24 protein-coding genes are annotated in these 26679 nt (G+C 54.4%); 8 read left to right on the forward strand and 16 right to left on the reverse strand.

Annotation, left to right across the window (positions count from 1 at the left end):
• Window position 1 precedes the first annotated feature (1 nt).
• Entirely contained in the window at window positions 2-3181 is a 3180-nt protein-coding gene (gene rne / locus G506_RS0100480; protein ID WP_028115161.1) for a ribonuclease E, read from the reverse strand.
• Window positions 3182-3871: 690 nt separating this feature from the next.
• On the opposite strand from rne, the gene rluC reads away from it, so the two are divergent.
• Entirely contained in the window at window positions 3872-4843 is a 972-nt protein-coding gene (gene rluC, locus G506_RS0100485; RefSeq protein WP_028115162.1) for a 23S rRNA pseudouridine(955/2504/2580) synthase RluC, read from the forward strand.
• A gap of 74 nt (window positions 4844-4917) precedes the next feature.
• Here rluC and G506_RS0100490 read toward each other — a convergent pair whose 3' ends face one another.
• Complete coding sequence (locus G506_RS0100490; protein WP_028115163.1) at window positions 4918-5283, reverse strand: phasin family protein; 366 nt, start codon at window positions 5281-5283, stop codon at window positions 4918-4920.
• Window positions 5284-5502: 219 nt separating this feature from the next.
• Between G506_RS0100490 and phaR the strand changes: the two genes are divergently transcribed.
• Window positions 5503-5910, forward strand: coding sequence for a polyhydroxyalkanoate synthesis repressor PhaR (gene phaR, locus G506_RS18300; RefSeq protein ID WP_051201782.1), 408 nt, complete (start codon window positions 5503-5505; stop codon window positions 5908-5910).
• Window positions 5911-5959: 49 nt separating this feature from the next.
• On the opposite strand, the gene G506_RS0100500 is transcribed toward phaR, so the two are convergent.
• Both G506_RS0100500 and G506_RS0100505 read right to left on the reverse strand, forming a co-directional pair.
• Window positions 5960-7393, reverse strand: a complete 1434-nt coding sequence (locus G506_RS0100500) for an EAL domain-containing protein (RefSeq protein WP_028115164.1) — start codon at window positions 7391-7393, stop codon at window positions 5960-5962.
• Window positions 7394-7555: 162 nt separating this feature from the next.
• Window positions 7556-8434, reverse strand: coding sequence for a LysR family transcriptional regulator (locus tag G506_RS0100505; protein ID WP_028115165.1), 879 nt, complete (start codon window positions 8432-8434; stop codon window positions 7556-7558).
• A 148-nt stretch (window positions 8435-8582) separates the two neighbouring features.
• Here G506_RS0100505 and G506_RS0100510 point away from each other — a divergent pair, with 148 nt between their 5' ends.
• A complete protein-coding gene (locus G506_RS0100510; protein WP_028115166.1) occupies window positions 8583-10487 on the forward strand; it encodes a DNA topoisomerase III in 1905 nt (634 codons plus the stop codon).
• On the opposite strand, the gene G506_RS0100515 is transcribed toward G506_RS0100510, so the two are convergent.
• The gene (locus G506_RS0100515; RefSeq protein WP_028115167.1) at window positions 10484-12364 is read right to left on the reverse strand and encodes a PAS domain-containing protein; all 1881 of its coding nucleotides are present in this window, start codon (window positions 12362-12364) and stop codon (window positions 10484-10486) included. The genes G506_RS0100510 and G506_RS0100515 overlap by 4 nt on opposite strands.
• A gap of 159 nt (window positions 12365-12523) precedes the next feature.
• Between G506_RS0100515 and G506_RS0100520 the strand changes: the two genes are divergently transcribed.
• Window positions 12524-13357, forward strand: coding sequence for a hypothetical protein (locus G506_RS0100520; RefSeq protein WP_156904740.1), 834 nt, complete (start codon window positions 12524-12526; stop codon window positions 13355-13357).
• 215 nt (window positions 13358-13572) lie between these two features.
• Here the strand turns inward: G506_RS0100520 and pdxY are convergent, their stop codons facing one another.
• Window positions 13573-14427, reverse strand: coding sequence for a pyridoxal kinase PdxY (gene pdxY / locus G506_RS0100525; protein WP_028115169.1), 855 nt, complete (start codon window positions 14425-14427; stop codon window positions 13573-13575).
• A gap of 260 nt (window positions 14428-14687) precedes the next feature.
• On the opposite strand from pdxY, the gene G506_RS0100530 reads away from it, so the two are divergent.
• Window positions 14688-15113 (forward strand): BamJ family beta-barrel-assembly machinery protein, encoded by a 426-nt coding sequence (locus tag G506_RS0100530; protein ID WP_205619462.1) that lies wholly within the window; start codon window positions 14688-14690, stop codon window positions 15111-15113.
• A 493-nt stretch (window positions 15114-15606) separates the two neighbouring features.
• Here the strand turns inward: G506_RS0100530 and G506_RS0100535 are convergent, their stop codons facing one another.
• Window positions 15607-16005 (reverse strand): hypothetical protein, encoded by a 399-nt coding sequence (locus G506_RS0100535; RefSeq protein ID WP_156904741.1) that lies wholly within the window; start codon window positions 16003-16005, stop codon window positions 15607-15609.
• A gap of 54 nt (window positions 16006-16059) precedes the next feature.
• Window positions 16060-16221: a hypothetical protein gene (locus G506_RS20790; protein WP_156904742.1), complete on the reverse strand. Its 162-nt coding sequence runs from the start codon at window positions 16219-16221 to the stop codon at window positions 16060-16062.
• Window positions 16222-16270: 49 nt separating this feature from the next.
• On the opposite strand from G506_RS20790, the gene pheS reads away from it, so the two are divergent.
• From pheS to G506_RS0100555, 3 genes are read left to right on the forward strand one after another with little or no spacing between them, the layout of a single operon-like run.
• Window positions 16271-17254: a phenylalanine--tRNA ligase subunit alpha gene (gene pheS, locus G506_RS0100545; protein WP_028115173.1), complete on the forward strand. Its 984-nt coding sequence runs from the start codon at window positions 16271-16273 to the stop codon at window positions 17252-17254.
• 23 nt (window positions 17255-17277) lie between these two features.
• The gene (gene pheT / locus G506_RS0100550; RefSeq protein WP_028115174.1) at window positions 17278-19686 is read left to right on the forward strand and encodes a phenylalanine--tRNA ligase subunit beta; all 2409 of its coding nucleotides are present in this window, start codon (window positions 17278-17280) and stop codon (window positions 19684-19686) included.
• Between the two features lie 4 nt (window positions 19687-19690).
• A complete protein-coding gene (locus tag G506_RS0100555; protein ID WP_028115175.1) occupies window positions 19691-19993 on the forward strand; it encodes an integration host factor subunit alpha in 303 nt (100 codons plus the stop codon).
• A gap of 71 nt (window positions 19994-20064) precedes the next feature.
• Here G506_RS0100555 and G506_RS0100560 read toward each other — a convergent pair whose 3' ends face one another.
• The 8 genes from G506_RS0100560 to hisD all read right to left on the reverse strand — a co-directional run bounded on the left by G506_RS0100560 (window position 20065) and on the right by hisD (window position 26679).
• Window positions 20065-20403 (reverse strand): nuclear transport factor 2 family protein, encoded by a 339-nt coding sequence (locus G506_RS0100560; protein WP_028115176.1) that lies wholly within the window; start codon window positions 20401-20403, stop codon window positions 20065-20067.
• A gap of 147 nt (window positions 20404-20550) precedes the next feature.
• Window positions 20551-21171: a bifunctional phosphoribosyl-AMP cyclohydrolase/phosphoribosyl-ATP diphosphatase HisIE gene (gene hisIE, locus G506_RS0100565; protein WP_028115177.1), complete on the reverse strand. Its 621-nt coding sequence runs from the start codon at window positions 21169-21171 to the stop codon at window positions 20551-20553.
• Window positions 21168-21941, reverse strand: coding sequence for an imidazole glycerol phosphate synthase subunit HisF (gene hisF, locus G506_RS0100570; protein WP_028115178.1), 774 nt, complete (start codon window positions 21939-21941; stop codon window positions 21168-21170). Before hisF ends, hisIE begins: the two co-directional genes overlap by 4 nt.
• Window positions 21923-22660 (reverse strand): 1-(5-phosphoribosyl)-5-[(5-phosphoribosylamino)methylideneamino]imidazole-4-carboxamide isomerase, encoded by a 738-nt coding sequence (gene hisA, locus G506_RS0100575; protein ID WP_028115179.1) that lies wholly within the window; start codon window positions 22658-22660, stop codon window positions 21923-21925. Before hisA ends, hisF begins: the two co-directional genes overlap by 19 nt.
• On the reverse strand, window positions 22657-23244 hold the full coding sequence (gene hisH / locus G506_RS0100580) for an imidazole glycerol phosphate synthase subunit HisH (protein ID WP_028115180.1): 588 nt from the start codon (window positions 23242-23244) through the stop codon (window positions 22657-22659). The genes hisA and hisH overlap by 4 nt, the downstream gene beginning before the upstream one ends.
• Entirely contained in the window at window positions 23244-24311 is a 1068-nt protein-coding gene (gene hisB, locus G506_RS0100585; protein WP_028115181.1) for a bifunctional histidinol-phosphatase/imidazoleglycerol-phosphate dehydratase HisB, read from the reverse strand. The genes hisH and hisB overlap by 1 nt, the downstream gene beginning before the upstream one ends.
• Window positions 24311-25402 (reverse strand): histidinol-phosphate transaminase, encoded by a 1092-nt coding sequence (hisC, locus tag G506_RS0100590; RefSeq protein ID WP_028115182.1) that lies wholly within the window; start codon window positions 25400-25402, stop codon window positions 24311-24313. The genes hisB and hisC overlap by 1 nt, the downstream gene beginning before the upstream one ends.
• A complete protein-coding gene (hisD, locus tag G506_RS0100595; protein ID WP_028115183.1) occupies window positions 25399-26679 on the reverse strand; it encodes a histidinol dehydrogenase in 1281 nt (426 codons plus the stop codon). Before hisD ends, hisC begins: the two co-directional genes overlap by 4 nt.

The following is a 26679-nucleotide window of genomic DNA, read 5'->3' on the forward strand; positions in this document are numbered from 1 at the left end:
ATTACTCTGGGCGAGTCATGGTGGAGTTCACCATGGAGGCATAGCGGTTGTTGGCAAAGGCGTTGTCTTTAGCCTTGAACTCCGGCACGGTCACTTCGATCTTTTTCAGTTCGGTGTCGATGCTTTTCGGGGTTGCCATCTCGGCGCTGATCCCTACGCCAGCCAGCAAACCACCGGTACGGGCTGGTTTGGCTGCAGGCGCTTTCGCTGCTGGCTCTTTGGCGACGGCTACCGGCGCCACAGGCTTGGCTTCTGCTGCTGGTTTCGCTTCGGCTGCAACCTGAACGGCTTCAACTTTTGCTTCGGCAACCGGTGCTGCTTCAGCTTTGGCTTCTACTACCGCTACCTCAGCAACTGGCGCCTCAACGGCTGGAGCTTCAACCACTAGGGTTTCAGGCTTGGCTTCGGCGGCAGCAAACTTGGCCAGGATCGCATCAGCAGTCACTTCAGTCGGCTCGTTGCTCACTTCGCTTGGCGCCGCTTCAACAGCGATTTCGACCTTGGTGTCAACTTCGGTTGCTGCCGCAATCTCGGCTTTCGCTTCAACTTTGGCTTCGGCAATTACCGGCTCAACTGCTTTTACTTCCGCTGCTGGTTCTGGCAGTTCCATGGCGATCTGCTCGCCTTGGGCTGCTTCCGCTTGCTCTGGGTAACGAGCATCAACTGGGTCAGTTTGGATGCCATCTTCGTTGTCGCGGTTGCGACGGCGACGTTGGCCAGCAGCGCGCAGGTGACGAGGGCTACGACGAGAACGACGTTGAGCTTGACGCTCACTGTCGGTCAGGTTGATTTCGCCTTCGCGTGGCTCGAACACCGGTGCGGTTTCGTTGGCTTCTGGCGCGCTATCTTCAGCAACAACTGGGGTGGCTACAACGTCGCTAACGACTTCAGCAGACGCGGCAACGGCGGCGGTTTCTTTACCAACGCGTACTGAGCGATCCAACTGACGACGCTGACGGCGTTCGCGTTTAGGTTGCTCAACCTCTTGCGCTACTTCAGTGTTGGCCGCATCAACGGTCTCAACTGCGTCAACTTTGGCTTCGCGCTCGCGCTTTGGCTTGCGACGGTCGTTGCGTTCGCTGCGCTCTGGGCGGTCGTTACGACGGTTGTCATCACGTTCACTACGCTCATTGCGACGGTTGTCGTCACGCTCCTGACGCTTAGCTTGCTGCTCAACTTTGGCCTCGTCGTTGCGTTCGCGACGGTCGTTACGCTCGTTGCGTTCAGCACGGTCGTTGCGGTCGTTACGATCGCGGCGGCTACGGCGACGTTCGTTCTTAGCTTCGCCTTGCTGCTCTTCGTCACGTTTGTCGTTGCGACGATTACGGCGGTTACGATCGTTGCGCTCACCGCGTTCGCCGCGCTCTTTGCGACGACGATTGTCACGACGGTCGTTGCTGTCGGACTTGGTTTCTTCGGCGCTGCTGAACAGACCTTTGATGGCCGCGGCTAGGCGAGCAAACAGACCTGGTTTGGCTTCAACTTTGGCCTCTTTACGTTCCTGACGGGCAGGGCGTTGACGCTTGTTGTTGCTGGCCGCAGGGCGTGGCTCTTGCTCTTGTTTCAGCGGACGGCTGTCGTTGCTGATGGTTTGAGTTTGTGCCAGTACATTAACCGCAGGCTTGTCGTGCTGGGCACGTTCGTGCTTGCGTGGCTCGTACAGTTTGGCCTCTGGGCGCTCAACTAGGGTGTAGCTGGCCTCGGTGATGGTGTCGTCTTTGCGGTGACGAACCACTTTGTACTCTGGGGTCTGCATGTGTGGATGTGGGATCACATACACTTCAACCTTGTGGCGCTGCTCAACGATACGGATCGCTTTGCGTTTTTCGTTCAGCAGGTAGGCGGCGACGTCGGTCGGCACCTGCGCTTCAATTTGCGCGGTGTTTTCCTTGATCGCTTCCTCTTCCATCAGACGCAGGATAGACAGCGCTAAGGATTCGGTACCACGGATGGTGCCTTGGCCGCTACAGCGTGGGCAGATGTGAGCCGCAGACTCGCCCAGTGATGGACGCAGACGCTGACGAGACATCTCCAGCAGACCGAAGCGAGAGATCCGGCCAAGTTGGACACGGGCGCGATCAGCACGAACGGCATCACGCAAACGGTTTTCTACGTCACGTTGATGGCGTACTGGGCCCATGTCGATAAAGTCGATAACAACCAGACCACCCAAGTCGCGCAGACGCAATTGACGAGCAATTTCATCGGCGGCTTCTAGGTTGGTTTGCAGCGCGGTTTCTTCGATATCGCCGCCTTTGGTGGCGCGAGCGGAGTTGATATCAATCGCCGTCAACGCTTCGGTTGGGTCGATAACGATGGAGCCACCGGAAGGCAGACGCACTTCACGTTGGAACGCCGACTCAATCTGGCTTTCGATCTGGTAATGGGTGAACAGCGGCACTTCGCTCTGGTATAGCTTCAGTTTGCTTACCGCATCTGGGCGAACCAAGGCGATGTGATCTTTAGCTTGTTCGAATACTTTGGCGTGGTCGATAAGGATTTCGCCAATGTCGCTGCGCAGGTAGTCACGGATTGCGCGAACAATCACGTTGGACTCTTGGTGGATCAACAGCGGTGCTGGGTTGGCCTTGGCGGCGCTCTCAATAGAGTTCCAGTGGTGCAGCAGCACGTGCAGGTCGTCGGCCAGCTCTTCAGCGGCTTTACCTACACCAGCGGTGCGGACGATCAGACCCATGCCTTGCGGTACTTCCAGCTTTGACAGCGCTTCTTTCAGTTCAGAGCGCTCATCGCCTTCGATACGGCGAGAGATCCCGCCGGCACGTGGATTGTTTGGCATCAATACCAAGTAGGAACCAGCCAGACTGATGAAGGTGGTGAGCGCAGCGCCTTTGCTGCCACGTTCCTCTTTATCAACCTGAACGATAACTTCTTGACCCTCTTTGATCGCTTCCTTAATGGTTGGGCGACCTTTTTGGGAGGCATTAACGAAGTATTCGCGGGCGATCTCTTTTAGTGGCAAAAAGCCATGGCGCTCGGCGCCATAATCAACGAAAGCCGCTTCTAGGGAAGGTTCTACACGGGTAACTTTGCCTTTGTAGATGTTGGCTTTTTTCTGTTCATGACCTGGGCTTTCGATGTCCAGATCATACAGCCGTTGGCCATCTACCAAGGCAACACGCAACTCTTCAGACTGAGTTGCGTTGATCAGCATTCTTTTCATTAGGTGACTGAATCCATTTTTCTGGTCACCAGATACAGATGTTGCGCGGACAGGGCCCGGCACCCCCCTGTGACAACAGCCATCGCGGCTGGCAGAGGGGGAGGAGGTCAAATAGTGGGTCCAAACAGCGACAAAACACTATCAACAAGAGCAGGCTGCCGTGGGTATACCTCGGATGTTCTCTTTTGCCTGATTGTCCTCATTAGACGCCCTAAGGCATCAATTGACGGCCTTAGCCATCAATAAAAATTCTCTATAACCGGCAGTTTCCGGCAGCACCTGTATCGGTAACTGTTTTTTAAATATAAATATAAAAGGCGGGAGGATGGCGACTCGTTATTGACCTGTGTTGTCTTAACCGGGCCACAGTATCTGCTAGTGGGCTTATCGGCCTAACGAGTTGCAGAGGGCGAAAATTACGCTGAGCTGGCTCATCCTTGTCCCTGCGACGCCAGACTTGAACAAATTGTGGACAAGTGACGCGTCGGTGGCAAAAGCATAGCAATTTACCCACAAAGCAGCAATCAGAGATCCGTTGCCAAACTGGGCAGTTACCACGCTTAAGGGTAGGATCTTTGCACTGGGTCACTAATGTTGATTTTTTGTATCGTTGTTGCTCGTTGCATTAGCGGATCAGGTTGCGGTCGGTTGCGATTTACCTGCGTTATGGTCTGTCGCTACAATAGCGCCATGAATGAATCCCAACACTCCCCGTCACCACAAGTTCAGTGGGTGACCATCACCGACGACCACGCCGGTCAGCGTATCGATAACTTCTTGATCACCTTTTTAAAAGGGGTGCCAAAGAGCTTGATCTACCGATTGCTGCGTAAAGGCGAAGTTCGAGTTAACAAAAAACGCATCAAGCCAGAGTACAAACTGGCAGATGGTGATCAGTTGCGTATCGCCCCAATTCGAGTGGCAGAGCCGAAGCCTGATGCCTTGCCAAGCGCCAATCTTGATAAGGTGAAAAGCCTAGAAAAGCACATCGTCTATGAAGATAAGGTGATGTTGGTGCTGAACAAGCCATCGGGGATCGCGGTTCACGGTGGCAGCGGCCTTAACTTTGGCGTGATTGAAGCGCTGCGCGCGTTGCGCCCAGAGGAGCGTAACCTTGAGTTGGTGCATCGGATCGACCGCGCTACCTCCGGTTTGTTGATGATTGCCAAAAAGCGTTCTGCGCTGAAGCACCTGCAAGATCAGTTGCGCCAGAAAACCATGCGTAAACAGTACTTGTGTTTGGTTAAAGGGCGCTGGCCGGCCAAACGTCGTGCCATTCAAGCGCCACTGCTTAAGCGTGAACTGAACACCGGCGAGCGGGCGGTATCGGTATCGCCAGAGGGCAAACCATCGGAAACCCGTTTCCGGATTATCGAATCATTCAGCGGCGCCACCTTGATGGAAGCCAGCCCAGTGACCGGCCGTACTCATCAGATCCGCGTTCACACTCAATACGCCGGGCACCCGATTGCTTGTGACGAGCGATATGGCGACGATTACTTTGATGGTCAAATGCAAAAGCAAGGCTTGGATCGACTGTTCTTGCACGCGTTCCGGCTGACTTTCACCCATCCGGTGGAAGAAACCACCATGCAATTGGAAGCACCATTAGAGCCGAAATTGCAGACTCTGCTGGGTAAGTTACGCAACAATCGCGACTGACATTAAGCCGTTGCGATAACGAAAAAGCGCCGCTGAGCTTTGCCGTTCAGCGGCGCTTTTTCTTTGAGCCTGAGTTACTTGGTTGCTGGTTTGCGTTTTGGCGCTTGTGCTTGTGGTACCTGCCAAAAGCTTTTGGTCATTTCCGCCACCAAGGTGCTGTAGCTCGAGAAGCTTTCAACATTCGATTTAACGTAGGCTTCGGCTTTGGCGCTGAACTCGCTGGCGATCTCGCTTTGCTTATCCAGCAACTGCATCGGCGTGCGACACTCGCTAAGCCCTTGGCTAACTTCGCTGCTGCTTTTCAACAGGTCGTTCAGATATTCGCTGTTGCGATTGGCGATATCGGTTAGCAGTTGCGTGTGGGCTTGTTGGATCTTCACCTGCTGGTCGATGTTGTGCTGCAGGCTGTCTTCCATCTGTTGCTTCATATCGTTGAACATAGTGTGGCTCCATTGCGATAAAACCTGAGCGGTTAGCCGAAGACTTGGCCGCTGAATATTGTGCGCTGCACAATGTGGTTAAATCTTATGCAGCAAGTTGCAGTCGGTCAAGGATGAATTGTGCACTGCACAAAAATGTCATAATCGATAGTTATCACAATCCATTAACCGCTTGTTGTTGATACACTTAAGTCATCAATGGCGGCATCGTAGAGCAGCATGAAACTGATCAAACGCTATCCCAATCGTCGTTTGTACGACACCGAACTGAAGCGCTACATCACCCTTACAGAGGTCCGGAAGTTTATTCAGGATTATCAATCGTTTCAGGTGGTTGACTCGAAGAGTGAACAAGATTTAACGCGGCAGGTGTTATTGCAAGTGTTGGCCGAGATGGAGAGTGAAGGGCAAAAGTCAGTGCTGACTGATCGCTTTTTGCAAGAGATGATCCGCTTGTACGATAGCCATCTTACCGGTGTGGCAGGGCAGTGGTTGGAACAGTCGATGCTGAACCTGTTGGCACAGCAGCAGCAGTGGCAGCAAGAGATTAAACGAATGCAAGACTTTAACCCTGCGCAGTTCTTTAATGCCTTTTGGGGTCAAAAGTCGGATGACTCGGATAAGTAACTGCGCTGCCGCAATTTAACTTGGGGACTAACGACGTATAACCGTGGGTTCATAACAACTGGGCTTCCTCCCAGTTGTAGGAGATGTAGCCTTGAATGCCATCGACCTCAAGCTGTTGAAACAGCGATAACTGATCGCTGTTTTCAATGCGGGTGGCGATGGTCGGTAAGCCTAAGGTTTTGGTGGTGTGGCACAGTTTCTTCAGTTGTTGCTGCTGCTCTTGCTGATGCAGCCGCTGGCTGAACAGGTAATCGAGTTTGACGTAACGCGGCATCGGCAGTTCGGTGAGATAACTGATCTGTTGCTGATGACGACCAAAATGATCGATGGCGAACTGAAATTCAGCTTCCGCTAACAGTTCGCAAAACAGCATCGCCGCCTCTTTGTGTTGAAAAAATGCCGCTTCGGGGATCTCAAACAGTAACTGTTCGCGCCAACGGTGTTGCTGGTGCAGTTGTTGCTTCAACCAACGCAAAAAACCAGCATCGCCGAGACTGCAAGGCGAAAGATTGATCGCCAATAGCGGCTGCTCCGGCCCTTTGTTTAGGATTTCGAACACTTTGCTAACCACAAAGCGGTCGAATTCAGCGACCACTCCACAGGCTTCAAGGGGCGGAATGAACTGACCCGCTCGGCAAGACTCGCCCGTTAACTGCAGCTGGCTTAGCAGTTCGTAATGCAGCAGCTCGCCATCGCGACTGATGCTGGCTTGGCGTTTTAATACGACCTGATCATGCAGCATGGCGCTGCGTACCAGTTCCACCCATTGTTGGCGGCCGCGCACAACCGCTTGGCTGTTGTGATCGCAGATCACCGCTTGGCGATGATCGCCGTGGTTGCTTTGCACCAGCAGGTTATCCAATTTTGCCAGCATCGCGCTGGGATCGTGCGGACAACTGGCGTGCAGCATAATCAGTCGGTGTTGTTGCATCAGGTGGTTATGGATCGCCTCGGCGCATTGGCAGTAATAAGCAATTATCTGCTCGGCTTGCTGCGGCAGTTGCTCTGGTTGGTGTTCAGTCACCAGCACGGCAATCTCATCTTGTTGCAGCCGGGCTATCAGCAGCGGTTGCCCTACGAATACTTGCTGCAAGTGCTGTTTTAACTGTTGGCATTGGCGGCGATAACCGGCCTCGTGCTGGCGCTGTAACACCTGATTGAGAAACGGCAAACGCAACAGCATAAGCACGCCATTACTGCCGCGCTGGATCCACTGATCAATGCCAGTTTGTAGCAACAGGCGATTACCCAGACCCGACAGCGGATCGTGGTACAACCGGGGTTGATCAAGGTTCTGCGGTGGCGCTGAACATGCATGCAATTGCGCCACTTGGTTGGCGAGTTGCACAAATTCGGTGATGGTTGTGGTGCTGGCTGGCAGCGGGGCATGGCGCAGCAGCGCTTGCAATTGCAACCGATGGTCGGTCACTGCTGCGGTGAGTTGTTGGCTAAACCACAACAGCAACAGACTGGCGCAAATCATTGCCACTACTAGCGCAACCCAAGGCCCAGACCACGGGCTTATCGCAGCGAACACTAACGCTAATATAAGGTTGCTGGCCAATAACTGCAGCAGTATTCGTTTTGTTAGGGTCATAGGCGATGATGCCGACGTCCGTGTCTTCAATCTTCCCTAGATTATGGGTCAATCAGGCAGCAGATGCTGGGCAAACAGTTCGGTTAGATGGGCCAAACGTGCTGAATTGACTTGATAACGTCGGCGCACCAAGTAGATCGGCTCCTCTACTGGGGTAGTCATTGGCCAGATCTTAATCTGCGCTTGGCGACTGAAGGCTTGCACGGCATGCAACGGCAGCACAATAAAGCCAAGCCCACGGCTAACAGGTTCCAGTAATAAGCTGATTTGATTAGAAAAACCGCGCTTGGGTAGCTGTTCTAGTTGTTCGAATTCTGGGTAGTTGGCACCGAGCAGCAACTGCGCGTGATGACGACCATCGGGATGATCGATGTACCCCAATTGCATCAGTTCTGGCCAGGTTACGCCGGGCCAGTTGGCGGGGGTCACCAAGCACAGGGGTTCACTGGCGAAGTGATTAAATTGCAGTTCAGGTAAGGTCGGCAAGCGGGTCATCAACCCTAGATCCAAGTGACGCTCTGCCAGTTGTCGTTCAATACTGTCATTGGGAGCAAACTGGTACTCAATCTGCAGTTGTGGGTGCTGCTGTTGCAGCCCTAAACAAGCAGGATAGAGCTTAAGACCAACGCTGCCAGGGGAGGCGATGCGGCAGCGGCCACTGTGTGGATCGTCTTGGCCTAAATCCTGTTGCAACTGCGCTAATTCAATCAGGCTTTGCCGCGCTTGGCGATAAACCTTGTGGCCAGCTTCAGTCAGCGAAAAGCGTTTGCCTTCGCGCAGCAGCAGTGGTTGACCAAAGTGATGTTCCAGTTTGCGAATTTGTTGGCTTACCCCAGGTTGGGTCATCGCCAATTTTTCCGCAGTGCGGGTAAAGTGGCCGGTTTCTACCAAGGTGCAGAATGTTTGCAACCAGTCGAGGTTAACCATAGCGAATTCTTATTTATAGCGTCGATTTGAATAACAAATTGTCGCAGTTCGTTGCTATAGAATCGATACTGTTTATTTATACAGTTTTGATTGTTTGCGGGCGCTATCAACGCTATTCTGTCGCCACTTATTGCTTCTGTGTTTTGCCATGAATTGTCTCTATATCGCTGAAAAACCAAGCCTAGGTCGCGCCATTGCGGCGGCGTTGCCGAAACCGCATCACAATCGCGATGGCTATATCGAGGTTGGCAATGGCGATTGCGTTACCTGGTGTGTCGGCCACCTATTGGAACAGTGTGAGCCTGAAGCCTATGACGAGCGCTATAAACGCTGGCAATTAGACACGCTGCCAATTGTGGTGCAGCAGTGGCAGCTGCGACCACGAAAAGGGATGAGCAAACAGATTGCAGTGGTTAAAAAACTGGTCAAACAGGCCAGCTGTTTGGTGCATGCCGGCGATCCCGATCGAGAAGGGCAGTTGTTGGTGGATGAACTGCTTGATTTCATTGGTTTAAGTAAGTCGCGCAAGCAACAGGTACAGCGATTGCTGATCAACGACATGAATCTGCCGGCGGTAAAAAAAGCGTTGGCACAATTGCGCAGTAACCTTGAATTTATGCCGTTGTCGGTGTCGGCGCTGGCGCGCAGTCGCGCCGATTGGTTGTATGGCATGAACATGACCCGAGCCTTCACTTTGCTTGGTCAGCAGGCTGGATTTGGCGGGGTGTTGTCGGTTGGGCGAGTGCAAACGCCGGTCCTGGGGTTGGTGGTACGTCGAGATCAGCAGATTGCCGATTTTCGGCCGCAACCGTTTTATCAGCTTGATGCATTGGTTGCCCATCAACAGCAGCAGATCCGAGCTCGTTGGCAGCCCAGTGACGCTTGCAGCCAATGGTTGGATGACGAGGGACGGGTGTTATCACGAAAATTGGCCGAGCATGTCGCCAATCGCATCGATGGCCAAGTCGCTAAGGTACTTAGCAGCGAGCAGCGCAGCAGCACAGAGACCGCTCCGTTGCCCTATTCGTTGTCGGCGCTGCAAATTGACGCGGCCAAACGCTTTGGCTTGTCGGCGCAGCGGGTACTTAGTGCGGCACAGAAACTGTATGAGCAGCACAAACTTATCACTTACCCGCGATCCGATTGCCGCTATCTGCCCAAAGGGCAATTGACCGATGTGCCACAGGTGTTCAGTGCCATTGCTGCGGTAGCGCCGGACTTGGCGGAGGCGGTAACGGGTGCCAATTGTGGCCAGCAAAGTCGCTGCTGGAATGACAGCAAAGTGACTGCCCACCATGCAATCATTCCCACCGCGAAAGCCAGTGGCGGAGTCAGCCTTGGCAGTGATGAACGGCAGGTGTATCAGTTGGTTGCTCGGCAGTATTTGATGCAGTTTTATCCGGCGGCGGAGTATCAACAAAATCAGTTGCAGTTCGACATTGCCGGTGGCGTGTTTATCGCCAAAGCCAAGCAACTGACCAAGGCAGGCTGGCGGGCGCTTGTCAGCGATGGCAAAGGAAAGGCGCAACCGTACGTGCCGAACTTGCCAAAGGGCAGTGAGCACCCCTGCGTTGGTCATGAGATAAAGGATTGCATGACCGAACCGCCGAAAGCTTTTACCGAGGCGACTCTGTTGCAAGCGATGACCGGCATTGGCCGCTTTGTAAAAGATCCCAGCTTAAAAGCGATTTTGCGTGACACCGACGGCATTGGCACCGAAGCGACTCGGGCTGGGATCATTGAATTGCTGTTTAAGCGTCAGTTCCTTCAGCGCCAAGGCAAAAGCGTCCACGCTACTGAGGTGGGAAAGGCATTAATTGCGGCGTTGCCAGAGCACGCCAGTTATCCGGATATGACCGCCCAATGGGAGCATCAACTGGCAAAAATTGCCGAACGGCAGTTGCCATATCTGCAATTTGTCGATGGTCTTAACGGTGATTTGGGGCAATTGATTGGCGAGCTAAAAGCCAATCCGGTGCCGGTCAGCTTAAAAGGCTTGCCGGCTCAGCCGAAGCGTAAATTTGTAAAACGGAAAAGCCGCCGCACTAGCTAGCAAGCTTGTTGCTGTAGCGACGGGGTGGTGTGCCAACAAAGGCGATTAACCTGAATCAGTAGCAACGTTTTTTGATGCAGCGGATGTTGAAAGGTTTGTAGCTGCAACTGACAGCGTAACCAGCGACCATCATTATGGCGTACCGGCAGCGTCAGTGCTGTCACTGGCTGTTGTCCTATCAGCCAACGATCGCAGCCAGCACGAATTGCCGTTGGCAAGAGTTGCAGCACCGAGCGATGCAGCAGTTGTTGGCGTTGATAGCCAAGGCGCTGCGCTAATTCGGTCGACAGCGCATAGATCTGGCGCTGTTCGTCAAGCAACAGGTACAACTGGTCTGGATTGGTGGTGGTGACGGCACCAGGCGCTGGCCGATTTAAGCTAGCCGAGGGTGGTCGAAGCACTAAGGTGTAGAACTGGCGGCCATCGATCCGTTGCTGGCTTATTAGCACTTGGCAGGGAATGGGTTGTTGCTGGCTGTCAAAAACTATCAAGCTGCCTTGTTCTTGCGCTGCCAGTTGCAGCAAAAATTGTCGACTTGGCCAATGGTGGCGGCGGTCGTTTGGCTCGAGCAGCATCTGCAGATTATTGCCGATCAAGGTCTTACTGGGCTGGCCAAGTAGCGACAGCAATTGCTGATTGGCGTTAATGATGGTGCCTTGTTGGTCGCATTGCACCGTGGCAAAGGGCTCTAATTTTAAAATCGCTTGCAGTAGCGTATCAAGCTGCTGGTATTGAGCTTGCGAGCCATTTACCGCTTGTTGTAACCGCACCGCTTGGGTGTCATCAACGCTGTAACCAATCAGCGACCGCTGGTGGTCACTATCAATCCTGCAAGCGACACAGCGCAGATGATAAATATGGTTGTTTGGGCTTAATAACCTGATGGTGAAATGGCAGATTTGCTGTGGTTGCAGCCGTTCGGTTTTGAGTTGCACTTGGTTTAGATCGCTGGGATGCAACATCAGTTTTAGCTCATTAATGCCGATGGTTTTGCTTAGCTTCTCAAGTCCCAGAACGGTTAGTGCTTCATCCGATAATTGCAATTCGTAGTTATTGAAATCAAATCGCCACGGCAGCAGGGCGCCCAGTTGGATGGTCATCGATAACCGCTGCTGTAAGCGTTTTTGGCGTTCGCCTTGCTGGCTTAATTGCTGCTCGGCCTGTTGCCGCTGCTGCTTCAGTTCGTTCAACTGCTGGGCTAATTGGTCGACCAAGTTGAGTTCCAGCTTAAGCGGTTGGCGATTGGGGTGCGCTGGGGCGATGAGCTTTTTGAGGGGGCGAATAAAAAAGCTGCGAGAGAAACTAAACAACAACACAATGGTGCTTAGTAAAATGGCGGCGGATACCAACAACAACCAATCGAAGTGTTGTCGCAGCAGTGGCGCAATCCGATTGAAGTCAAAAGCGGTTACCACAATGGCGGCGGCGTGGCGGTTATTAATTAATTCTGGCAGTGGCACTCGACTGCTGTAAAACAGCATTTGCTGGCGCGTAATAACGATTGGTTGCTGTTGTTTGCGTTGCTGATTCGCTTGTTCAAGGAGCCGTTGTTGCTCTATCGGTGGCAGTCGTGAATAGCTAAGCTGATGCAGTGGTCGCTGCAAGTCTTGATCATCAAAGATCACAAACTGATCAGTAAATTTACTGTGCAGCAGCGTGGCTAGCTGCTGTAGTAACTGTTGGTTGCTGCTCGCTGAAGCGGCAGCCAACTGCTGGTGCCATTGCTGGCTCAGCTCCAGTGACTGCTGCTCGATGATGTTACGTTTGCCGTAGCGGTGGGCGGCAAGCAGGCTGGCACAGGCGATCGCTAATACCAAGCAACACCATAGGGTGAAGCGATGATTCGCTTGGTGCTTGATATTAGCAATCCATGCCATTGGCGTCTTCCTTGTGTGTTGGTTGCCATTGTTGCTGATTCAGTGCCGCTCTTGATTCCGTGTTGGTGGCACCGCAAACTGCTTAGCCTATATTGCCAACCTACTGATACTGAATCGAAAAGCCAAGTTTGGTATCGGCAACAAAAGATAAGGCTGTGGATGACTCGAATGATTTCTACCTCGGCGCTGGCCAAGCGCTTGGCGATCCCAAGTAAGGATCTGTTTCAACGGTTTGAACGTGCAGGTTACTTGATGAGGGCTGATAACCAATGGGTGTTAACGGCACTTGGGATAGCGGCTGGTGGTGAAACCACCTTGCATGAAAAGTACGGCCGCTATGTGGTGTGGCCTGAAGAACTCGAGCTGGCGGATCCGTCAGAGCTTATCTCGGCGCGGGACTTGGCGAGCAAGCTGCAAGTGTCTGAATATGAGCTGCAGCAACTGCTGTTGCAACTTGGTTGGTTGCAGCGCGGTGCCGGCGGTTTGGTGTTAACCCCAGAGGGGCGTCGAGCGGGAGCCGGTCAGCGGCTATTTGCTAGTGGTCCGGTCAGCTATTGGCCACACGACATTGGTAACCATCCGAGCCTTAAGCGGGTGTTGCAAACCTATCTGGCGACCGATGCCGAAGCGACCTCAACCCATAAATCGGTCAAAGCGTTTCAGCACCGCTTTAACAGCCGTTACCGCACCATGAGCGGTCACTGGGTCGCCGAACTGCACCATTTGCGTTTGGCCAATTGGCTCTATCTGCACCAAATCAGTTTTGCCTTTGAACAGCCGTGGCCGGAATCGCCGGAGTTGGTTTCTGACTTCTTTATTCCGTCATTGGCGCTCTACATTGAGGTGGTGGCGGATGATAATCCCGAGCAGCGGCAACGCTTGGCGCAGTTCCAACAGCATCGCCATCACTACTTGTTGTTAACGGCGGCAGAGGTCGATGCCGGCAGTGCCCAGTTAATGCCGAAGTTGCGGGCGATGGGACTGACATTTTAATTGGCCGAAATAAAACGGGCTCGCTTATCAGCGAGCCCGTTGTTATTTGCCGTATATTTTTTCGTCCAGCGGGGTCGGACTAGCGTCTGTCACTCTTCGTCACGCGATTTCGACGTAGAGCCACTATGCCTTCAATCGCAATCCTTGATTGACAGCCGCTATCCTCGACCAAACTCTGAACAGCAAACATCAACATGGTCTAATGAGCCGGATTACTAGACCGCTTGGGCGTCAATCACTAAGGTTGGCTGCACCAGCTCGTTTTGCGCTGGGATCAGCAACAGCTCACGGCTTTGTTGCTGATGGGTTAGGTTAAATACCCCAAACATCGCGGCGGCGACGTGTTCCAGTGACGCTTTTAGGTCACGACATTGCAGGTACTTGGCCAAAAACAGCGCAGTGGTGGCATCGCCAGAGCCGTTCATCGGCGTTGGGAAGGTAAGCAATGGTGCGGTCGCCAACCACGCTTGGTCCGCGGTTACTGCCAACATCTCGATGCTATCGGTTGGTGCATCGTGGCGCATCAGGCTGGTGATTAATACGATCTGTGGGCCTTGAGCCAGCAGTTGTCGGGCGGCGAAGATCGCCGAGTCCAGATCGACAATCCGAGTGTCGGTTAGGTATTCCGCTTCAAAGTGGTTAGGAGTAATGATATCGGCGTGTTGGATCACTTTATCGCGAAAGTGTTCCGGTACCCCTGGGCGAACAAATACGCCGCGATCGGTATCACCAATGACCGGATCGCAGCAATACAGCGCCTGTGGATTGGCGGTTTTTACTTTAGCCACCGCGTCTAAGATAACATCGGCCATCGCCGGTGCGCCCATGTAACCGGACAACACCGCATCACAACTTGGCAATACACCGCGTTCGGCAATGCCCTCAATCACATCACTGATGGTTTCTGGGGCAAACACCGGACCTCGCCAGCTGCCGTGGCCTGTGTGGTTAGAGAACATGACGGTGTGCACTGGCCAAACATTCAGCCCCATCCGTTGCAGTGGAAACACCGCAGAGGCGTTACCGGCGTGACCAAAGGCAACATGAGACTGAATCGACAGGATATTCATAGCGCAACTCTAATTATTAGTTTGGGTATCGGTTGATAGAACGAGGGTTGTTTTAGCAGATGCGCGGCGGCAATTCGACAGCCTAGACGGCGATTTTGCTTAAAAAATGGTGCGATTGCGCAAACGCTGCTCAGCTGCCCTAGTTTGGCCTCTGTTGCCCGCTTTGGCCATCTGCTACAGTGTTGCCAATTTCCGTTTAACGAGACTAACCCGTGACTAAAATTGTCATTGCCGTAGTGCTTATCGGTTTGAGTTTGTTGATGTTTCAGCGCTCGCTCGCCGCTAAGAAGACCGCTGCGAAAAACATTGAATTGGGCGAACAGTTTTTGGTGCAAAATGCCAAAAATGATGGCGTTATCAGCACCGAAAGTGGTCTGCAGTACCAAGTTCTGACCGTTGGCGGTGGCAGCCGTAACCCGAAGGCCACCGACAGTGTGACTGTCCACTATCACGGCACCCTGACTGACGGCACCGTGTTTGACAGCTCTGTTGAACGCGACCAACCCGCCACCTTTAAGCTGAATCAAGTGATTAAAGGCTGGACTGAAGGGGTGCAAACCATGGTGGTAGGCGAGAAGAAACGCTTCTTTATTCCGGCCAACCTAGCCTACGGCAATCGCGGCGTTGGCAGCATCCCTGCTGGCTCGGTACTGATCTTCGATGTCGAACTGCTGAACATTCAGTAATAGCGATGGTTAGATAAACGCCGTTATTGGTGATTAGTGCGATTAGCTATCAGTTCGAAGTGGTTAGTTGTTAGTGGTCAGTAAAAGCTAGAGCTAGAGCGAAAACCAAAGCGGCGGAGGGAAATCCTACCGCCGCTTTTGTTATTACAGCTCTAGGCGCAGGAAAAATCGTCTCAATCAAGGCGTTCAACGCGGCTGCTAGTGGGCTCTACCAGTAAGTTGGACAACGTGGAGTGAGGCGATTTTAACTAGGGCGTGTTGACCTTTGCCGAATATTTTTGCGCCCATTATTGGCAACTTTTGACAGCAAATTGAACTTAGTCGGTTAATTTTACTGTTCAATGGTCACGAAGGGGCGCCTTGCAGGGTCGGACTAGCAGCTGTCACTCTTCGTCATACGATTTCGACGTAGAGCCACTATGCCTTCAATCGCAATCCTCGATTGACAGCCGCTATCCTCGACCAAATTCTGAACACCAAACGTCAACACGCCCTAGCCTTGAATCATCAGTTGTTGGCAGGGTTCTTTATATTGCTGCATCAATGGCCCTAACTGATTGGGATTCGGCAGCGACGTGAGCATCTGCTGCTTAGCTTGGTTCAGCAATTCGCTACTGCGTTTGGCTCCCAGCGCTTCACCAAGGCGCAATTGCAAGGCGTCTGCCGATGCGGCCAGTCGTTCCGCCACTGGCGCCATCCGCTGTACCCCCATCTTGGTAATGGTGGCGCTGCTCAGCTGGTAGTAGGCGGTACAGTTGATCATCTGCTGCTGGCTGGCGCTGATGCTGCTGGCATCGATTGATGCTGGCGCCTTGTCAGCTTGGCCACAACCGCTTAGCAGTAGCGCTAATCCTGCGCTGATGGCCATCAAAGTTGTTCGAGCTACTCTCATTTTCTCTTCCTTAAGCCGCCGTGTACTAGCTTGTTGATTTTCCAGTGACATTAATCATTGTGGTGGTAAATTCAGCATCTGGCGAGAGCGAATCTTAAGCGGATTGTTCGCCGTGGTGGTTAAGGTGTGTGCAAGCACTACACTTTTTGTCGTAAAGCCGCGCACATCAACGCCGCCAACACTTTTGCTGGCAGCGTCAATAAAGTAATATTTCAACCCTTTATGCCTTTGGCAATTCACTAATCGGATCGGTACCGAGAACATCATGCAGCAATTAGCAGATATCGTTGCTCAGGCGCTGGCGGCCATTGAAGCCACCTCCGACCTGAAAGCCCTGGACGAGATCCGGGTAAACTATCTGGGTAAAAAGGGCGAAATCACCGCCCTGATGAAAACCCTAGGCCAACTGTCCGCCGAGGAACGTCCTGCGGCTGGTCAACAGATCAACGTCGGCAAGCAACAGGTGCAGCAAGCCCTGAGCGCGCGCATTGAAGCGCTGCAAAGCGAAGCGCTGAACGCCAAGCTGGCGGCGGAATCCGTAGACGTCACCCTGCCAGGTCGTAAGCTGAGCACCGGCGGCCTGCACCCAGTAAGCCGCACCATCGAACGCATCGAGAAGTTCTTTGCTGATCTGGGCTTTGAAGTGGCTTCCGGTCCAGAGATCGAAGATGGTTTCCACAACTTCGACGCGCTCAACATCCCGGCGCACCACCCAGCTCGTACCGATCACGATACCTTCTTCTTCAATCCTGATCTGATGCTGCGTACTCACACCTCTGGTGTGCAGATCCGCACCATGGAAAAGCAACAGCCGCCAATCCGCATCATCTGCCCAGGCCGCGTATACCGTAATGACTACGACATGACCCACACCCCGATGTTCCATCAGGTAGAAGGTCTGCTGGTGGCGGAAAAAGTATCGTTCACTGAACTGAAAGGCGTGCTGTACGACTTCCTGCAAAACTTCTTTGAAGAAGACTTGGAAGTGCGTTTCCGTCCATCTTACTTCCCATTCACTGAGCCATCTGCGGAAGTGGACGTGCGTCGTAAAGGCGACAAGTGGCTGGAAGTGTTGGGTTGCGGCATGGTGCATCCGAAGGTGCTGGAATCCGTTGGCATCGATCCTGAGAAATACTCCGGCTTCGCCTTTGGTATGGGCGTAGAGCGTCTGACCATGCTGCGCTACGGCGTTAACGATCTGCGTGCCTTCTTCGAGAACGATCTGCGTTTCTTGAAGCAGTTCCAGTAAGCCAAGTTAAGGAATTAGAGAAGATGAAATTCAGTGAATCTTGGCTACGTCAATGGGCCAACCCTGCGCTGACCACCGAAGAGCTGTCTGAGCAGATCTCCATGGCTGGTCTGGAAGTAGACGGTGTAGAGCCAGTGGCTGGTGACTTCCACGGCGTGAAAATTGGTCGCGTGGTGGAGTGTGGCCAACACCCAGATGCGGACAAGCTGCGCGTAACCAAAGTTGATATCGGCGCACAAGAGCTGCTGGATATCGTGTGTGGTGCGGCTAACTGTCGTTTGGGCCTGACTGTCGCGGTGGCGACCATTGGCGCAGAACTGCCAGGCGGCTTCAAAATTAAGAAAGCCAAACTGCGTGGTCAACCATCCCACGGCATGCTGTGCTCATTCAAAGAGCTGGGCATCAACATCGAATCCGACGGCATCATCGAATTGCCAGAAGACGCACCGCTGGGCACCGACATCCGCGAATACCTAGAGCTGAACGACAACATCATTGAAGTCGATCTGACTCCAAACCGCGCAGACTGTCTGGGTCTGGCTGGTTTGGCGCGCGAAGTGGGCGTACTGAACCGCATCGCCGTTAACGAGCCAGCCGTCGCTGAAGTGACCGCCACCATCGATGCTACCCATGGCATCAAAGTGCTGGCGCCAGAGCACTGCCCACGCTACCAAGGCCGCGTGATCAAAAACGTTAACGTCAAAGCTGCCACCCCGCTGTGGATGCAAGAGCGTCTGCGTCGTAGCGGCATTCGCAGCATCGATCCAGTAGTCGACATCACCGCGTTTGTGATGCTGGAACTGGGTCAGCCAATGCACGCTTTCGACTTGGCGAAGCTGGCAGGCGATATCCAAGTTCGTATGCCAGAGGCCGGCGAAAAGCTGACTCTGCTGGATGGCAACGAAGTTGAGATCAAAGCTGACACCCTGCTGATCGCCGATGACAATGGTCCGTTGGCACTGGCGGGCATTTTCGGCGGCGAAGCCAGCGGCGTGACCGTTGACACCACCGATGTGCTGCTGGAGTGTGCGTTCTTCAACCCGCTGTCAATCATCGGTAAAGCCCGTGCTTACGGTCTGCACACCGACGCGTCGCACCGTTTCGAGCGTGGCGTGGATTCTCAGCTGCAAGCCAAAGCGATGGCGCGTGCGACCGAGCTGCTGCTGCAGATCTGCGGCGGTGAAGCTGGCCCAGTGGTTGAAGTGAAATCTGATGAGCATCTGCCACAGCAAGCCAACATCCTGCTGCGCCGCGAGAAGCTGGACGCGCTGCTGGGTCACGAGATTGACGATGCCGATGTGAGCGAGATCCTGACCCGTCTGGGTTGTCAGGTAACCGTGGTTGACGGCGATTGGCAAGCGATTGCCCCAAGCTGGCGCTTCGATATGGCGATCGAGCAAGACTTGATCGAAGAAGTGGCTCGTATCTACGGCTACAACAACATCCCGAACTTGGCACCAACCGCCGAGTTGAAGATGACCAACCATCAAGAAGCCAAACTGCCGCTGGCACGCATTCGCAGCCTGCTGGTCGATCGTGGCTTCCAAGAAGCGATCACCTACAGCTTTGTTGATCCAAAAGTGCAGCAGCGTCTGCACCCTCAGGATGAAGCGCTGATCCTGCCACACCCAATCAGCTCCGAAATGTCGGCGATGCGAGTATCGCTGTGGACTGGTCTGCTGGGTGCAGTAGCGCACAACCAAGCACGTCAGCAAGGTCGCGTTCGTTTCTTTGAATCCGGTCTGCGCTTTACCAAAGACAACGGCAATGCGCCTGCGGGCAGCTACGTGGTTGACGGTTGGGTACAGCAGCCAATGCTGGCCGGCGTTATCGCTGGTAACCAGAGCGAAGAGCACTGGGACATGGCTTCCAGCACCGTTGATTTCTTCGATCTGAAAGGCGATCTGGAAGCGGTACTGGCACTGACCAATGCCCCAGAGCAGTTCAGCTTCCGCAAGGCAAGCCACAGCGCGCTGCACCCAGGTCAAACCGCTGAGATCCTAAAAGGTGATGAAGTGGTTGGTCTGATCGGCGCTATCCACCCACAGCACGAAAAGAAACTGGGTCTGAACGGCCGTACCGTGGTGTTTGAAATTGCTCAAGCCGCGATCGTTGACCGTCAGCTGCCAAAAGCGGCTCCAGTGTCTAAGTTCCCTGCTAACCGTCGCGATATTGCGGTTGTGGTAGCGGATCAAATCGGTGCTGGCGATGTTACCAAAATGATTGAAAATGTTGGCGGAAATCAACTGGTTGCCGTAAACTTGTTCGACGTATACACAGGTAAAGGTGTTGCCGAAGGCCATAAGAGTTTGGCCATCGCTCTAACGCTGCAAGCGGTCGACCGTACTCTGGAAGAGAAAGAGATCGCCGATACCGTTGAGAACATCGTTGCAACCCTGAAGTCCGAATTCAACGCACAGTTGAGGGATTAAAAAAATGGCTCTGACCAAAGCCGATATGGCAGAGATCCTCATTGAGGAACTGAATCTGCATAAAACCGACGCCAAGGATCTGGTGGAAGCTTTTTTTGAAGAGATCCGCTTAGCCTTGGAAGCCGGCGAGCAGGTGAAACTGTCCGGTTTTGGCAACTTCGATCTTCGGGAAAAGACGGAGCGGCCAGGACGCAACCCAAAAACCGGTGAAGATATTCCAATTACCGCTCGTCGCGTAGTGACCTTCCGTCCAGGACAGAAGCTCAAAGCCCGCATCGAAGAATCGGAACTGTTGCACGGCAACTAAGCCGAAGCACAGATCGCACCAACCAAACGCCGCTTCAATTGAAGCGGCGTTTTTTATGGCGTCAACACGCTCTAGTTCGAGCGGCCAAGATAGGCATGAATCGATGTCACTAAGCCTGCTTCATTAAAGCGAATAACATCAACAACGTGCAGCACTTCGCTGCCATCGACTACGATTATAAGTTCACCGGCAACGGCATTAGCGTTAACCATGGTCGATAACACCTCAATGGTGATGCCGTCGACATTGGCAAAATTTTTCTCGGTTTCGCTTATTGCCGCGGCTTTGCCTACCACGGAAATTTTCCAATCCCGCAGTTGGACATCATCAGCAAACATCGCCGATACAGCCTCAAGATCCTGATTCTGATAATGGTTTAGGTAGCAGAGAAAACGATTTACCGGCTCCAAAGGCGGCTCCTTGTACGGTAATGCAGTAATGCATTAAACGTTCCTAAGAGGCGATCTGGCGCAGCCGAAAATTTAAGGCGTTGAAGCTCCATTGTGGGGGGCTTCAACGCCTTGTTAGCTACTACCAATTGTTGTTCCAGCAAACGCTTATTTGGCGCGCTGCAGTAGCACTTGCAGTACCTCTTCGAAGCTGACTTGCTGTTGTTCTAGCAGCACCGTTAGGTGATAGAGCAGATCCGCCGCTTCCTGCTTCAGGTTGTCTTTATCGTTAGTGGCGGCGGCCAGCGCCACCTCGACCCCTTCTTCACCGACTTTTTGCGCGACTCGGCGGGGCATCCCTTGCAACAGCGAGGCGGTGTAACTGTTGTTGGGATCGGCGTGGCGACGAGCGGCGATAACGTTCGCAAGCTTGCCTAGCATCGGCTGATTGTCACCATCCGCAAAGCAACTGTTGCTGCCTAAATGGCAAGTGGGACCGGCGGGTAGGGCTTGGATCAAAATGCTGTCGTGATCGCAATCGGAACCCAAGGTCACCAAGCTTAGGGTGTTGCCGGACGCTTCCCCTTTGGTCCACAGTCGTTGCTTAGAGCGGCTATAGAAGGTCACCAAGCCGGTTTCCAGGGTGTGCGCCAGCGCTGCAGGGTTCATGTAGCCCTGCATCAGCACTTGGCCGGTTAAGTGGTGTTGGACGATGGCCGGCACGAGATTGGCGACCTTGTCCCAGTCCACTTTGACTTGTTCAACGGTGAGCTCAGAGTTTGCTTTCATGGACGGATCTCAATCTGTTGCTTACGAAGATAGGCTTTTAACTCTGGGATGGCGATGATCCCTTTGTGAAACACCGATGCGGCCAGTGCACCATCGACCTTGGCTTGGGTAAATACATCGGCAAAGTGGGCGGGTGTGCCAGCGCCGCCGGAGGCGATCAAGGGCACTTTGCATACCTCGCGCACCAGCTTGAGCTGAGTAAGATCATAGCCTTGGCGCACGCCATCTTGGTTCATGGTATTCAGTACGATTTCGCCGGCGCCGCGGCGCTGCACTTCTTGCACCCATTCTAGAGTGGTCCAACCGGCCTCAATGGTGGACTGCTCGGAGCCGGTGTATTGCTTAACGCGGTACTGATTGCTGGCGGCATCAAACCAACTGTCGATACCGACCACCACGCATTGGCGGCCAAAGCGGTCGTTAAGGCGGTTGATAAGATCGGGATCTGCAAGGGCAGGGCTATTGACCGAAATTTTATCAGCGCCATCGGCCAAGATCTGCGCGGCATCGGCGACGGTTTTTATGCCACCGGCAACGCAGAATGGGATATCTAACTGTTCGGCTACCCGTGCCACCCAGCTTTTATCCACGGTGCGACCATCGACGCTGGCGGTGATGTCATAGAACACCAACTCATCGGCGCCTTCTTGGGCGTAACGCGCCGCCAGCGGCACGATGTCGCCGACAATCTGGTGGTTTTTAAACTGAACCCCTTTGACCACTTTGCCATCGCGCACGTCCAGACAGGGGATCAAGCGTTTTGCCAACATGCCAGCGCCTCCTCAATGGTAAAGGTGCCTGCCAGCAGCGCCTTGCCGATGATTACCCCGCTAACGTTAAGCTGTTTGAGCTTAGCCAGATCGTCAAGCTGGTGAATGCCGCCGGAGGCCTGCCACTTAAGCATTGGAAACTGCTGTTGCAGTCGGTCGTAGAGATCAAAGTTGGGGCCAAACATCATGCCGTCGCGATCGACATCGGTGCACAGCACGTGGCTCATGCCTGCCGCCAGCAGTGGGTCGATGGCGTCACTCATCTTTTTGCCCGAGCCTTGCTGCCAGCCGTGGGTCAGCACTTGTGGGGTACCGTCGTTATCGAGGCGGACGTCCAAGGCGATGGTGAAGCGTTCGCGGCCATAACGTTCGAGCCAGCCGCCAACCAATTGCGGTTGACTGACCGCCAGCGAACCGATAACCACACGGTTGACCCCAAGGCTCAGCAGCGCCTCAACTTCCGCTTCGGTGCGAATGCCGCCCCCCACTTGGATTGGCGCCTTAACATTAGCAACGATGGTGGCGATGGCATCCAGTTGCCGTTTACTGGGATCTTTGGCGCCATCAAGGTCGACCAAGTGCAGTTGCTGGCTGCCCGCTTGCTGATAGCGACTCAGCTGGGCAATGGCATCGATATCGAAGTTGGTCACTTGGCTAAAGTCGCCTTGTTTCAGGCGAACTACGTTGCCGCCAATCAGATCAATGGCTGGGATGATCATCCTTGAAGCTCCAAAAAGTTTTGTAAGATCTTTGCGCCCACGGCGCTACTGCGCTCTGGGTGAAACTGCAGTCCCATCAGGTTGTCACGGCCGATGGCGGCGGAAAACGGTTGGCCATAATCGCTGCTGGCTAGAGTGAGTTCGCCAACCGGCACACCATAACTGTGAACGAAGTAGACATAGTCACCGTTGTTGATGCCGTGAAACAGCGGATGATCGCTGACGGTCAGTTGGTTCCAGCCCATGTGTGGCAGCGGATGGCCGGCGGTTTCTAAGCGCTGGCTGCTGCAGGGCAAGAGCCCGGTAAGAGCGGTGTCGCCCTCTTGCGAATATTCACCCAGCAGTTGCATCCCCAGACAGATCCCCAGCAGCGGCTGTTCGATTTGGGCAAGCAGCGGCAGCAACTGGCGTTCACGCAGCTTTTGCATCGCCGCTTGTGCCGAGCCTACCCCCGGTAAAATCAAGCGATCGGCGCTTAAGATGGTGCTGGGGTCGTCGCTTAAGATGGCGTTGCAACCCAGGCGCTTCAGAGCAAATTGCACCGAGGCAAAGTTGCCACAGCCGGTATCGATAATCACCGTCATTACAGCACCCCCTTGGAGGAGGGCAACTCATTGCCTTGTTTGGCGATCGCTTGTCGTAGCGCGCGCCCCAGCACCTTAAACAGCGCTTCCACTTTGTGGTGTTCATTGCTGCCATTAACCGATAGGTGCAGGGTGCACGCCAGGCCATCGGCCAGCGAGCGGAAAAAGTGCGGCACCATTTCGGTGCTAAGGCCGCCGACCGCATCGCGGCTGAACTCGGCTTCAAAGCGCAGATAAGCGCGGCCAGAGAGATCCAGTAAACACTGGGCTTGCGCTTCATCCATAGGCAGGGCAAAGCCAAAGCGGCCGATACCACGTTTATCAGCAAGGGCTTGGCGCAGCGCTTCACCCAGTGCTAAGGCGGTGTCCTCGATACTGTGGTGATCGTCGATGTGATAGTCGCCATCCACCTTAACCTTAAGCGCGAAGCCGCCGTGGGTGGCGATCTGCTCCAGCATGTGATCGAAAAAGCCGATGCCGGTGGCGATCTGCTGCGGCCCAGCGGCATCGAGATTAACGCTGACCCCGATGTCGGTCTCTTTGGTGGTGCGGCGGATGCTGGCGGTGCGGTCTTGGCTGGTTAGCTGTTTGACGATGCTCAGCCAGTTATTTTGCTCGCGGTCATAGCGAACGCCTTGAATCGCCATCGACTCGGCCAATTGCAGATCGGTTTGGCGGTCGCCAATCACCGCCGAGCGCTGAAAATCGACTAAGCCTTCGCTCAGGTAGCGTTGTACCAACCCCAGTTTGGGTTTGCGGCAGCTGCAGTTGTCATGGTCAAAGTGAGGGCAGATCAGCACCTCATCAAACACAATCCCTTGGCTTTGAAACAGCGCCATCATCGCTTGGTGTGGCGCATCAAAGTCGGCTTGCGGGAAGCTGGCGGTACCGAGGCCATCTTGGTTGGACACCATCACCAGCTTATAGCCCGCTTGTTGTAACTGTCGCAGCGCTGGGATCACCATCGGCTCGAAGACCAGCTTGTCGAGGCGGTCGAGTTGTTTGTCGATGGCCGGTTCCTCGACCAAGGTGCCATCACGGTCGATAAACAGAATTGGTTGACGCATTACACCGCATCCTTTTGTGTTGTCGGGGCAAATTGAGCCAGCGCCGCTTGCAGCGCGCTGATAAGGGTACTGATCTGGCGATCACTGCCGATGCTGGCGCGCAGCCAACCTTGCAGGTTATCGGCTTGATAACGGCGGATCAGCAGACCGTCAGCGGCGAGGGTTTGATGAACCTGTTCGCTCTGCCGGCAGGCAAACAGGACAAAATTGGCGTGGCTATCGAGCACGGAGCCAACCCCATCCAATTCATCAAGCGCGATGACTAAGCGGCGGCGCTGGCGGTTGAGCTCGGCCACTTGCGCGGTCATGGTGGTAATACCGTTATCGCTGGTGGCGGCAATCGCCAGTTGGGCAGTAGGCTCTGGCACCGGGTAGGGGGCGATCACCTTTTCCAGTAGGGCGATGATCTCGCTACTGGCAAGAACAAAGCCGCAGCGCGCCCCGGCCAGCGCAAACGCTTTAGATAGGGTTCGCAAAATCACCAGATTATCGAACTGCTCAAGTAAGCTGACGGCGCTAAGCTCTGGCGCAAACTCGATGTAGGCTTCATCCACCACCAGCAGCGAATCTGGCAGCTTGGCGGCAAGCTCGGCAATGGCGGCAACGCTTATCACGGTGCCGGTGGGGTTATTGGGGTTACAGACAAACACCAATTTGCTCGGCTTGCTATCCAGCTGGTTTTGCTCGGCAAAATCGGTTGGCAGTTGATACTCCGCGGTCCACGGAATTTGCCGACATTCGACCGCATTGGTGGCGGCGCTGATGGCGTACATGCCGTAGCTTGGGGTCAGACAGCCGACGGCATCGACGCCAGGGCGGCAAAAGGCGCGAAACAGCAGATCGATCCCTTCATCGGCGCCGCGGGTGATCAGCACTTGCTCTGGGTTAACCCCGGCAAAGGTGGCGTATTGCTGGCGCAGTTGTGGTGGCTGACAATCGGGGTAGCGGTTGGCGTTGACCACATCGGTGTTGTTCCACGGCGATTCGTTGGCGTTTAAAAACAGACTGCCACCGGAAAATTCCCGCCGAGCCGAGGAATAGGGCACCAGCGCCAGCATCTCTGATCGGGCTAAACGGCTAACTAGGCTCATGCTTGTGCCTCCAAACGAATGGTGACGGCGCGGGCGTGACCATCGAGCCCCTCGGCGTTGGCGAGGGTAGTCACGGTTTCGGCTAAGTTCAGCAGACCTTGGCGACTAAGCTGCTGCACGGTAAAGCGGCGCTGAAAATCCGCCAGTGACAGGCTCGATACCGTCTTGGCAGCGCCGTAGGTTGGCAGCACGTGGTTGGTGCCGCTGGCGTAATCACCGACCGATTCCGGACTCCACTGGCCGACAAACACCGAACCGGCGGCGCGCACTTGGTTGACCAGCTGTTCACTGTTGGCGGTTTGGATGATCAGATGCTCTGGGGCGTAGGCATTGCTGATGGCCACCGCTTGGTTGAGGTCGTCGGCAACGATAACTCGGCTTTGCTTCAGTGCCTCGGTGGCGATCGCTTGGCGTGACAATTGCGCTAGCTGGCGGGTTACCTCGCCCGCCACTTGCTCGGCCAAGGCGATGGAATCGGTCACCAATAGTGCTTGGCTGTCTTCCCCGTGTTCAGCTTGCGATAGCAGATCGGCGGCAACAAAAGCCGGATTGGCGTTGTCATCGGCCAGCACTAACACCTCCGATGGGCCGGCGGGCATATCGATGGCGGTGCCTTGTTGGTTGACCTGCTGTTTGGCTTCGGTAACAAAGCGGCTGCCGGGGCCAAAGATCTTATCCACCTTTGGGATACTGGCGGTGCCATAGGCCAGCGCCGCAATCGCCTGGGCGCCGCCAACGGTGGCGATCAAACTGACGCCGCATTGGCTGGCGGCATAGGCGATGGCCGGATTCAGCGGCGGCGGCGTTACTAAGACCGTCTGGGCACAGCCCGCCAACTGCGCCGGTTTGGCCAGCATCATCACGGTGCTGATCAGCGGCGCACTGCCGCCGGGGACATACAAACCAACCGCCTGCAGTGGTTCGCTGCGCAGTTGGCAGCGCACGCCCGCTTGCACTTCTAAGGTCATTGGTTCGGCCAATTGCGCGGCGTGGAATCGTTCGATATTGGCAAGCGCCGCATCAATCGCTTGTTGTAGCTCTGGCGCGGTTTGTTGGCCAATTTCACCGAACTGTTCGGGCGCAAATAGCCATTGTGCAGGTAAGCCGCCATCGAACTTGGCGCTCAGATCCGCCAGAGCTTGATCGCCTTGGGTTTTTACCGCCGCCAAAATTTCTGAGACAGCCGTTGTTAAGGCGCTGTCGCTAATGCACTGGGCGCGGGCTAAGGCTTGTTGCTGCTCGGTTGGGGTCAGTTCACCCCAGCGTAAAATCTGCAT

Source organism: Ferrimonas senticii DSM 18821, assembly GCF_000422665.1.
GTDB classification, from domain to species: Bacteria; Pseudomonadota; Gammaproteobacteria; order Enterobacterales; family Shewanellaceae; genus Ferrimonas; species Ferrimonas senticii.